Origin of the sequence: Wolbachia endosymbiont of Glossina morsitans morsitans (assembly GCF_000689175.1) — a bacterium.
GTDB lineage: Bacteria > Pseudomonadota > Alphaproteobacteria > Rickettsiales > Anaplasmataceae > Wolbachia > Wolbachia pipientis.
The window spans coordinates 1-9,732 of the sequence record NZ_AWUH01000198.1; the positions used below are offsets into that span (position 1 = coordinate 1).

Sequence of the window (9,732 nt, forward strand, 5' to 3'; positions counted from 1 at the left end):
TAGTAGGGTGCCTTTGCTCCATGAGAGTCACCTCACTTCTTCACTACTACGCACCCATCCGCCACCCTCTCATCTTCGGTTCATTTCCTGTTTTCCAGTTATAGAACTTACCGCTCCAAGGTATTTCTTCCTGGGATGAGTAGGGCTTCTCCAGTTGCTTCATATGTCCTCATTACCATGCCATCACTATCACCCCGCTAAAGTAGATATGCCGTATCATTCGGGTTTTCAGCTATCCCTATTGCCTTCACCCTACCAACGCGGGCTCAGCCTTTAGGATTTGTAATTTTCGAGGCCACCTATGTGTTCGCTTTCGCTACGGCCTGGTAATTCGCCCTTATCCTACGATAACATTGTCGGTAGGCTTCAACACTTTGGTCTCCCTACATGCTGCTACCCAAGCTACGGGACTCCGACTTTTATCCCGGTAGGTTTAACTCCTACTGAACATACTCACCTTCTCTGGACACACGCCAGTAAAAGACTACAACGGAGTAAGCGGCAGTTAAAAGAGAAAGACGAGGAAATAATAGCATTAATAGCTCAACAAAATACACAAGAAGTTGCGAACTTACAGCAACAGTTACAAGCTAAAGACAATGAAATAAAAGATTTACAAGAACAGCTAAACAACCAACCAAATGCTACTCTGTTAAAAGCTAAAGACGATGAAATAAAAGATTTACAAGAACAGCTAAACAACCGACCAAGTGCTGCTCAGTTACAAGCTAAAGATGAGGAAATAACACAATTAAAAGCTCAAGTTCAGCAGTTGCAAGCTAAAAATGCTGAAGTTGTGGAGTTATAGCTCTTTTTACAATAATCCGAACAGACCGTAATATGCTACTGGCCTGCTATAGCCATAAACACATATCTTATCGCATTCAGACTATTATAAGAAAGGCTATAAATAAACAATTAGAAGAGAGTAAAAGTCTTGTTGATAAATTACAGTAGGAAAAACAAACATTAGAAGATAAAAGTAAAACAACTGAGCAACCAAAACAAGGCAATGGAGCGAAGTACACCGCTACTGTTGGTGTTGGTCTTGCTGCTGGACTGATAGCATTTACTGCACTTGAACATACAGTTAGGTTAGAGATGTTAGTAATAATTGGTATAGCAGTAACATCTGCACTCGTAGCTGGTGGTATTACATATGCAGTATTACCTAGTACTCAAGTAGATGGGGCAAAAGAACAAGAAGTAAATGAGATGGGAAAAAGAAGTAACAAGGGTTAAGCCGAAATGTACTTGTCAAGTAAAACACTTGACGCGAACTTCAGTTTTTATATTCCTTCATTAGCATAATATAATTTTGTGCAGATTGTGTAATATGTTTAATTTCTTCATTCGACATTTTTTTGAAGAATTTTGCTGGCCTGCCAGCCCATATTTCCCCACTTTTTATTACTTTTCCATGTGTCACTAGCGAGCCAGCAGCCACCATAGCTTCAGACTCCACAACTGCATGGTCCATCACGGTAGAGCCCATACCAATAAACGCTTTATCATGCACCGTGCATGCATGCAACATACAAAAATGTCCCACTGTTACCATGCTGCCAATAATTGTGTCACCACCTGGGTTTCTATCCACATGAATTACCGTTTCATCTTGAATATTTGTTCCATCACCTATTTTTATTGATCCAACGTCCCCTCTGACCACACAATTAAACCAGATGCTCGCATTTCTTACTATTTCAACCTTGCCTATGATATGCGAACCACCTGCGATGAAAGCACTTTCGTCTATTTTTGGTTCATAATCTTTGTATTTTAAAATGTGATACATATTAAGCCCAAAGTCTTATGCATATGTTAATCAAAATAAGGTAAGCAGTAAATACATACTTAGATTTCAAACTACTTGGGTGACAGATGTTCTTGACTTACGTGCTTTGTACTGCTAAGATTTTTATTTTCAGCCCTATCTATAATGTCAGTAGCGGTATTAAGTATATTTCAAATAATATTGGTTGTTGTGTTAGTAATTTTAGTGCTCTTGCAGCCGCCTGGAAGTAGTTCGTTAAGTGGTTTTAGTAATACACAACAGGGGGGCAATTCGATGATTCCGGTGAAATCTTCTGAAAACCCGCTCAGCAGAATAACGGCTATTGTTGCTGGATTGTTTATTATAAACACATTGCTATTGTCAGGATTATGTTACAAAAAGACGTACATAAAAAAATCGATCGCAGAAAAAATTATATTAGAAAAAAAGACAAGAAAAGTGAATCTACTTCTGTTCCATTTGAAAATTAATGAAGGAAGCTAAATTTATCTTTGTCACAGGTGGAGTTGTGTCATCGCTTGGTAAAGGCTTAGTTGCTTCGAGTGTTGGTGCGCTTCTTCAAGCTCATGGTTTTAAGATCCGTATCAGAAAACTTGACCCGTATCTCAACATTGATCCTGGGACAATGAACCCAACTCAGCACGGAGAGGTGTTTGTTACCGAAGATGGTGCTGAAACTGATTTGGATCTTGGGCATTATGAGCGTTTTACTGGAATTAAAGCAACAAAAGATGATAATATAACAACTGGTAAGATATATCATGAGTTATTGAAGAAAGAGAGGCGTGGTGATTATCTGGGCAAAACTGTGCAAGTCATTCCTCATGTGACAGATTTGATCAAATCGTTCATTTTTAATGGTACGGAAGGTTTAGATTTTGTAATATGCGAAATAGGCGGAACTGTAGGTGACATTGAAAGCCAACCATTTTTGGAGGCTATACGCCAAGTTAACTACACATTAGGAAAACAAAGAGTTATCCTGATTCACTTAACTTTAATACCATATCTTACCGCAGCGCAAGAATTAAAGACAAAACCAACGCAGCATTCAGTTCGAGAGTTAAATTCCGCGGGGTTACAACCAGATATTATATTATGCCGCAGTGAGAAAGAAATTTTCGATAATCAAAGAGAGAAAATAGCTAACCTTTGCAATGTTTCTTTATCCAATGTAATACCTGCCCCTGATGTGAGTCATATATATGAGTTACCGGTGTTGTATAGCCAATGTGGGCTTGATACGCAAATTTTGGAGCACTTTCATTTAAGTAAGCCAAAACCAAGCTTGACTGAATGGGATCAAATAGTGCATTCCATAAGGCACCCAACACAGGAAGTTACTGTATCTATAGTGGGAAAATACACCGAATTCCCTGATGCATACAAATCACTGATTGAAGCATTAAATCATGGTGCGATTAGTAATAAAGTCAAAGTAAAGATAAATTGGGTTAACTCAAGAGAGAAGGAAGAAAAACCTATAAATGAAAAACTTATAGGAGAGAAATTACAGAATTCTCATGCAATCCTTGTTCCAGGGGGGTTTGGTGATGACGGAGTGGAGGGTAAAATATTAGCAATAAATTATGCCCGTACAAATAATATCCCATTTTTCGGAATTTGCCTTGGTATGCAGCTTGCAATTATTGAATTTGCTCGTAATGTTGTTAAGCTTGAAGATGCACACTCTGAAGAATTTCGTAACTGTAAACATCCAATCGTTAAGTTAGCTGGCGATCAAGATGACGATCTTGGTGGAACCATGAGACTTGGGGCATACAAATGTAATATAAATGCAAACTCTAAAATGATGGATGCATATAGTAACACTACTATTTCAGAAAGACACAGGCATAGATATGTAATCAATTCAGATTATAAAGATGATTTGGAAAAAAATGGACTGCTATGCAGTGGCATATCAGAAGATGGAAGGTGCATAGAGGCAGTGGAGTTAGAGAGTTATCCGTGGTTTATTGGTGTGCAGTTTCATCCAGAATTTCAATCAAAGCCGTTTTTTCCTCATCCTTTTCGTGGCGTTCGTTAAAGCAGCAATTGATAAGAAATAAGTGCCTAGTGTTTGAATATCAATATAAGGAGCTTGCCATAGAGCAAGCTGAGCTCGCTCAAAAAAATGATAAGGTGCCCATAGGTGCTGTAGTAGTGAATGGAGGCAATATCATTTCTTCTGCACACTATATATCCAGCGATCCAACTGCACATGCAGAGATGTTAGCGATCAGACAAGCATTTCCAACTTCCACACTTTGTGATGCTGATATGTACGTAACATTAGAACCATGTCCGATATGTGCTCAAGCTATTTCCTTTGCCAGAATTAAACGATTGTACTTTGGAGCCTATAATCCAAAAGGTGGAGGAATTGAAAATGGTGCTAAGGTATTTCAATTTTGCAGCCATATACCTGAAGTTTATGGTGGAATATTAGAAACAGAATGCTCTTGTTTGTTAAAGGATTTTTTTGAGAAACTAAGGAACATTTGATAAATCGTCATCCCGCTACGTGTTAGCGGAATCTATGCTAGGAGATACCGTGATGCTATGGCGGTTAAGGAATTCGTCATTCCAGCGCGTGACGCACAACTATACAAACATTGTCCACCATCAGGGTGTCATCCGAGTAGCTGACACTGCCCTCCTTTATCATCCCAGTGCCCAGACACTGGGGAGAGACTAGGATCCAGAAGACTTCATTTTAACCAAGTGGCTGCATAATAAAGGCTGCATAAAAAACTGCTGGTAAAGCAGTTTTCTCTGGATTCCAGACTGGAATGACAGCAGTCCTACGTCACACCTTCACGGTATCTCTAGATCTCGCTAACAAGCAGCGGGATGACGCTTGTCAGAGTGTCGGCTACTTAGATGAAACCCTTTCCCGGTGGAGACCACTATCAAATCACATAGGAGAAACCTAAGACCAATCAAATTTCTTATGCTGCGGTTTTATTTGCAATATTGCTACCACACTGACCAACAAGCAGAAGACTATATAAAGCCCAGCAGCAAGATTTGGTTGAGGAAATGTTACAGTCAACCAAATACAAATCATAGGAGTAAATCCTCCATGTAATGCGTGATAAGCTCACTTCACTAAATCTAACATTGGTAGGAAAAAGTTCACATGCAACTATTCCTATGAGAACTACACCCCTTTCTATTATAGAGAGAACCATAACGCTCAACGCAATCACAAGATAATTTTTATAGTAATATGCAGTAGATAACGCACGACAACACAGTGCCATTGTAATTGCTATAAATAAGATTGCAGTGCGCTCTTTTCCAACTTTATCAGCCAACATTCCAAACGCTATTGAAGATATCGGCATTAATACACTGGTTATAATCAATACAATTTCGTTGATATATGTTGTTACATAAACACCCACTGATGCTATTTCCTTTGCGAGAGTTCGAAGAAATATGGTAAATCCAACAGCAACATTAACAGGTACAGATATTAAAATAGCAAGTATAAGAGCTCTCTTGTGGCGTTTTATAAGCTCTATTATTGGCAAATCAGGTAAATTTCTTTGTTTTCGATTTTTTTCATATGCTGGAGTTTCTCCCAATGTGTATATGCTATACGCGCTAATTAATCCTAAAATAGCTGAGAAAATAAATGGCAATCTCCAACCCCAGGTACAAAAGTCAGTAGTTTTTTTGCAGATAATCACTATCACCGCAGAAAGCAAGACGCCAATGGAGCGACCAAAACCCATCATTCCAAAATACATCCCTAAGTTCTCTTTCCTACTGGATAAATGCTCTATAAGATAAACAGAACTTCCTTGTTCACCACCAAGTGCAATTCCTTGTGTTATATGGATTGCAAGAAGCAATATAGTAGAAATTATACCTACTTGATTGTGACTTGGAATAAATGCAATGAGACTTGATGGTATCGATATTAGCAAGATAGTAATTATTAATGCTATCCTCCTTCCATACCTGTCACCAACGTGACCAAATATGAATGCACCAAGTGGCCTTACAATTGCACCTAGCCCTACAATTCCAAATAATTGCAGTATGTTACTGTAGACATCTTTTGCAAAACAAAACTCTCTGCTGATTATGTTAATCAAATCAATAAAAAGCATGTAGTCATACCATATTGCGATTCTGCGGAGTATGGTTGATATCAATACCCTTGTTTGCACTAAATTCAATTCGTAAATGTTTGCTTATTCTATTCTGGCTGCTTTTTGGGATTTTACAACCTAAACATATGGAGTTGACTTTTTTATTATGGTGTGTGATAATTGCAATGAATATAGCTTATTTAGCAGCACTTATAGCAGCAGCTATAATAAAAATAGCAGCAGTAATACTTTGTGCTATAATGTGTATAAGCATTTTCTTTATATTATTTAAGGGAAAAAGAACACTTAGATTCAAAAGGATTTCTATCTCTTCTGAAAACAGTAGGTGTAATTTCTATAATACTATCAATTATATCTCTCCCACTTATTATATTAAGCCTTACTACTCCGTCACCTCTGGTAGTAGGTATAGTAGTTGGTATCGTTGGTGCTATTTCCATAATACCATTACTAGTACCTTACATTTTGCTTGTGGCTATATCGAATATCTTTATTACCAAGTCTTTATAAATTTGAGCTAATGTTACTGTCTTCATTTCTTCTTGGTTGTAATATTGCTGAAAGTTATCTATTTCCATAGGTATAACATATAATCTGATTTTATAAGATATTCTACCGGGAATAAAATATCGTAAATCTTAGGCGTTATAAACAAAATTTACAGGAAAAATAAGATGATACTACTCAAAAAGGCAAACAAGACGGTATTTTTCTGGCATAAGTTAGCGTTCAGCTTTACCTTTCCTTGCAAGACATTTTAGAGCTATTATGTCTTACTTCTTGAAGATACAAGTTAGCGTTTTTAACCCGAATTCTGGATTGGAGATTAAAAAAACAAGAATATCAATAGCTTATTGTTTTAGCATTTACGATAAAGCAGTAAGCATTTTAAGACTAGTTACTAATTTATTAAAATTCAAGACTTTCAATAATTTACCTAAAATCTAATCCAGAATTCGGGTTAATAATAAAATCTTGTTTTTTGAAGATGAATTTGGTAAACTTTAGAGATGTATGTGACAACATGGTGATATATTGTTTTTAGTATTTAATAAATTAAAGTACGTACTTGATAATTTTTCTCAACGCTCTAATCAAGCTAAAATAGGTAAGCTAGATAAAATTATTCTTAGTTTAAAATTGGTATAAGTTATTAAGATGAAAAAAATTGAAATTTCAGAATTGCTAAAAAGAATTTCAATCTGTTTACTATGCGTGGCAACTATTGTCTCTATCGCTTTTTTGTTTGCCTATATGCATACAATGTTGCTTAGTAAAGGGTATGAGTTAGCTGCACACTATGTTAGTGAAGCTATGCCTTGTGTGTTACTTGTCGTTTTCTTTTTTATTGTTTGGTTTATATATGATCAAATATTCAGCAAACTAAAGGAAGTAGAGCTGCCTATATCGATAGAATTAGCTGATTTAGATGATAAAAGAATAACATTTGCTGATGCTATAATTGATGACTCCTTAAAACAACGGTTGCAGATGATTTGCTGTGACCAAATGACAGAAGAAATGCGCAAGCTGTTTGGAAATAAAAGTATTAATTCACTAAGAGGTTACGTATTACATGGCCCTCCTGGAAATGGTAAAACACTTATCGCTCGTGCAATTGCAGGTGAATCAAATATGAATTTCATAAGCATCTCAGGTCCTGAACTTATTGGAGTATATATTGGTCATGGTGCACATGCTGTACGCGAGCTTTTTAAAATAGCAAAAAAATATTCTCCTTGTATAGTCTTTATAGATGAAATAGATGCAGTTGCTCAAAAAAGAAGTACCGCTAATAACTCAGCTTACCATTGTCGAGAGAGTTTAACACAGTTGTTAACTGAAATAGATGGATTTAAGAGCAGAAGAGATATAATAGTAATTGGTGCAACTAACCTTATCGGTGGTATAGATCCAGCACTTATTAGACCTGGACGTTTAGGTCAGAAGGTTTATGTCCCTAATCCAAACATAGAGGTGAGACAAAGGATATTGGAACTTTATATGCGAGGTACAAAAACTGATGAAAAGCTAAACCTCCAAGACATTGCAGACAAGACTGAAGGCTATTCTGGGGCTGAATTAGAGCAATTAGTGAATGAAGCAAAAATTAGCGCTGGTGCGCAAAGACGGCTTATAGTGAGTGAGGAAGATTTCAGTTACGCGCTTCACAGGTTAAGTCCAGAACAAGAAAGAGATAGAATAAGGTTAGTTTCAAACGTGAAGACACAGACAGAAGTATCTTATTCTATTTAGAGTATAAAACTATCATAAATTTTTCTGTTATTTCCAAATAAATTGCTATTGATCTAACAACATACATTACTAAAAGCTTAAATAATCCAGCCATTTCCAGCAACAAAAAACAGCAAGCGTGAGAAGATTTTTTTTTGGAATGAGTTGGTCATGATGTTTGTAAAACTTAATTTGTACACTTTACTTACCCCCAGTAATTCTGATATAGTTACTTTAGTTAAAGTCTATAAAAGTTTATAAATGGCAACCTTAAGTGTAAGAGAAGCTTTATGCACAGCAATTAGAGAAGAAATGCAAAACGACTCTGATGTGCTTATCATGGGTGAAGAAGTTGCAGAGTATGATGGTGCTTATAAAGTAACGAAAGGATTACTGAAAGAGTTTGGAGAAAACAGAGTAGTTGATACGCCTATTACCGAACATGGGTTTGCTGGCCTTGCTGTTGGAGCGGCATTTGCTGGATTAAAGCCAATAGTCGAGTTTATGACTTTTAATTTTTCTATGCAAGCTATTGACCAAATTGTGAATTCCGCAGCAAAAACAAATTATATGTCAGGCGGACAACTTGGATGCCCTATAGTATTTCGTGGACCAAATGGCGCTGCAGCAAGAGTTGCTGCACAACATTCTCAATGCTTTGCAGCTTGGTATTCGCATATACCGGGGTTAAAAGTAATAGCACCCTATTTTGCCTCAGATTGCAGAGGTCTGCTTAAAGCTGCAATTCGTGACCCTAATCCGGTAATATTTCTAGAAAACGAAATAGCTTATGGACATGAGCATGAAGTTTCTGACTCTGAGCTATCAAACAAAGATTATCTACTTGAGATAGGCAAAGCTGCTGTTATACGGGAAGGAAAGGATGTAACTATCACTGCTTTTTCATTAAAATTAATGGATGCCTTAAATGCAGCAGATTTACTTTCGAGTGAAGGTATAGAAGCTGAAGCTATTGACCTCAGAACCTTAAGACCACTTGACACTCAAACTGTTATTAACTCTATTCAGAAGACTAATAGGTTAGTTAGTGTAGAAAAAGGATGGCCATTTGCAGGAATAGGAGCAGAGCTGTCAGCCGTTGTTATGGAACAAGGATTTGACTACCTTGATGCTCCAGTTGTACGTGTAACTGGCAAGGACATCCCCTTACCTTACGCTGCAAACCTAGAAAAAAAAGCATTACCGCAAGTGGAAGATATAGTTGAAGCCGGGTCTGTTTTAGAAAAAAATAGTTCTTTTTTGTGTCTCCTGTTCCGCATTGGTCCATCAAAGAAGTATTTCCAGTGCCGCCTATACCACCCATTACTTTTATGACGATAGTTTTAGCACCGAAAAATACAGCACAAAATATACCGAGTGCAAAAAGAGCTGGCCATGGCATTCTACCAAATATCGCAAGCAAAGCTGCACCTATTATCACTACGGTCATAAGTGGTCCGCCTATTCCCCAAACGTAGCCAATAATGTTACATATTATAGCCTTTCTTATAATAGTCCGAATGCGATAAGATATGTGTTTATGGCTATAGCAGGCCAGTAGCATATTAC

At 37.1% G+C, this 9,732-nt stretch carries 6 protein-coding genes and 4 pseudogenes; 7 read left to right on the forward strand and 3 right to left on the reverse strand.

Features of this window, described 5'->3' with window-relative positions:
* The first annotated feature begins 301 nt into the window (after positions 1-301).
* Positions 302-808: a hypothetical protein gene (locus tag WGMM_RS05380; RefSeq protein WP_051599683.1), complete on the forward strand. Its 507-nt coding sequence runs from the start codon at positions 302-304 to the stop codon at positions 806-808.
* A 293-nt stretch (positions 809-1,101) separates the two neighbouring features.
* Positions 1,102-1,242, forward strand: a complete 141-nt coding sequence (locus WGMM_RS07040) for a hypothetical protein (protein WP_240991967.1) — start codon at positions 1,102-1,104, stop codon at positions 1,240-1,242.
* Between the two features lie 40 nt (positions 1,243-1,282).
* On the opposite strand, the gene WGMM_RS05160 is transcribed toward WGMM_RS07040, so the two are convergent.
* The gene (locus WGMM_RS05160) at positions 1,283-1,798 is read right to left on the reverse strand and encodes a gamma carbonic anhydrase family protein (RefSeq protein WP_038251016.1); all 516 of its coding nucleotides are present in this window, start codon (positions 1,796-1,798) and stop codon (positions 1,283-1,285) included.
* Positions 1,799-1,942: 144 nt separating this feature from the next.
* On the opposite strand from WGMM_RS05160, the pseudogene secG reads away from it, so the two are divergent.
* From secG to WGMM_RS05175, 3 genes and pseudogenes are all read left to right on the forward strand, one after another.
* Positions 1,943-2,268 (forward strand): annotated as a pseudogene (secG, locus tag WGMM_RS05165) (preprotein translocase subunit SecG).
* A pseudogene (locus WGMM_RS05170) lies at positions 2,268-3,870 on the forward strand (CTP synthase). The pseudogenes secG and WGMM_RS05170 overlap by 1 nt, the downstream one beginning before the upstream one ends.
* A gap of 7 nt (positions 3,871-3,877) precedes the next feature.
* Positions 3,878-4,306, forward strand: coding sequence for a nucleoside deaminase (locus WGMM_RS05175; protein ID WP_038251025.1), 429 nt, complete (start codon positions 3,878-3,880; stop codon positions 4,304-4,306).
* A 427-nt stretch (positions 4,307-4,733) separates the two neighbouring features.
* On the opposite strand, the pseudogene WGMM_RS05180 reads toward WGMM_RS05175, so the two are convergent.
* A pseudogene (locus tag WGMM_RS05180) lies at positions 4,734-5,925 on the reverse strand (MFS transporter).
* A 1,161-nt stretch (positions 5,926-7,086) separates the two neighbouring features.
* Between WGMM_RS05180 and WGMM_RS05185 the strand changes: the two are divergent.
* Both WGMM_RS05185 and WGMM_RS05190 read left to right on the forward strand, forming a co-directional pair.
* On the forward strand, positions 7,087-8,184 hold the full coding sequence (locus tag WGMM_RS05185; protein WP_038251018.1) for an ATP-binding protein: 1,098 nt from the start codon (positions 7,087-7,089) through the stop codon (positions 8,182-8,184).
* A gap of 240 nt (positions 8,185-8,424) precedes the next feature.
* Positions 8,425-9,498: a pyruvate dehydrogenase complex E1 component subunit beta gene (locus WGMM_RS05190; RefSeq protein ID WP_128080221.1), complete on the forward strand. Its 1,074-nt coding sequence runs from the start codon at positions 8,425-8,427 to the stop codon at positions 9,496-9,498.
* Here WGMM_RS05190 and WGMM_RS06215 read toward each other — a convergent pair.
* Positions 9,416-9,661, reverse strand: a pseudogene (locus tag WGMM_RS06215) (TrbC/VirB2 family protein); the annotation flags it as partial. The gene WGMM_RS05190 and the pseudogene WGMM_RS06215 sit on opposite strands and share 83 nt — an antisense overlap.
* Positions 9,662-9,732: the final 71 nt, after the last annotated feature.

What these genes read in the sequence shown, in the direction of transcription:
- WGMM_RS05160 (WP_038251016.1), bottom strand. Translation starts at nt 1,798, where the DNA reads ATGTATCACATTTTAAAATACAAAGATTATGAACCAAAAATAGACGAA.
- WGMM_RS07040 (WP_240991967.1), top strand. Translation starts at nt 1,102, where the DNA reads ATGTTAGTAATAATTGGTATAGCAGTAACATCTGCACTCGTAGCTGGT.
- WGMM_RS05380 (WP_051599683.1), top strand. Translation starts at nt 302, where the DNA reads ATGTGTTCGCTTTCGCTACGGCCTGGTAATTCGCCCTTATCCTACGAT.
- WGMM_RS05190 (WP_128080221.1), top strand. Translation starts at nt 8,425, where the DNA reads ATGGCAACCTTAAGTGTAAGAGAAGCTTTATGCACAGCAATTAGAGAA.
- WGMM_RS05185 (WP_038251018.1), top strand. Translation starts at nt 7,087, where the DNA reads ATGAAAAAAATTGAAATTTCAGAATTGCTAAAAAGAATTTCAATCTGT.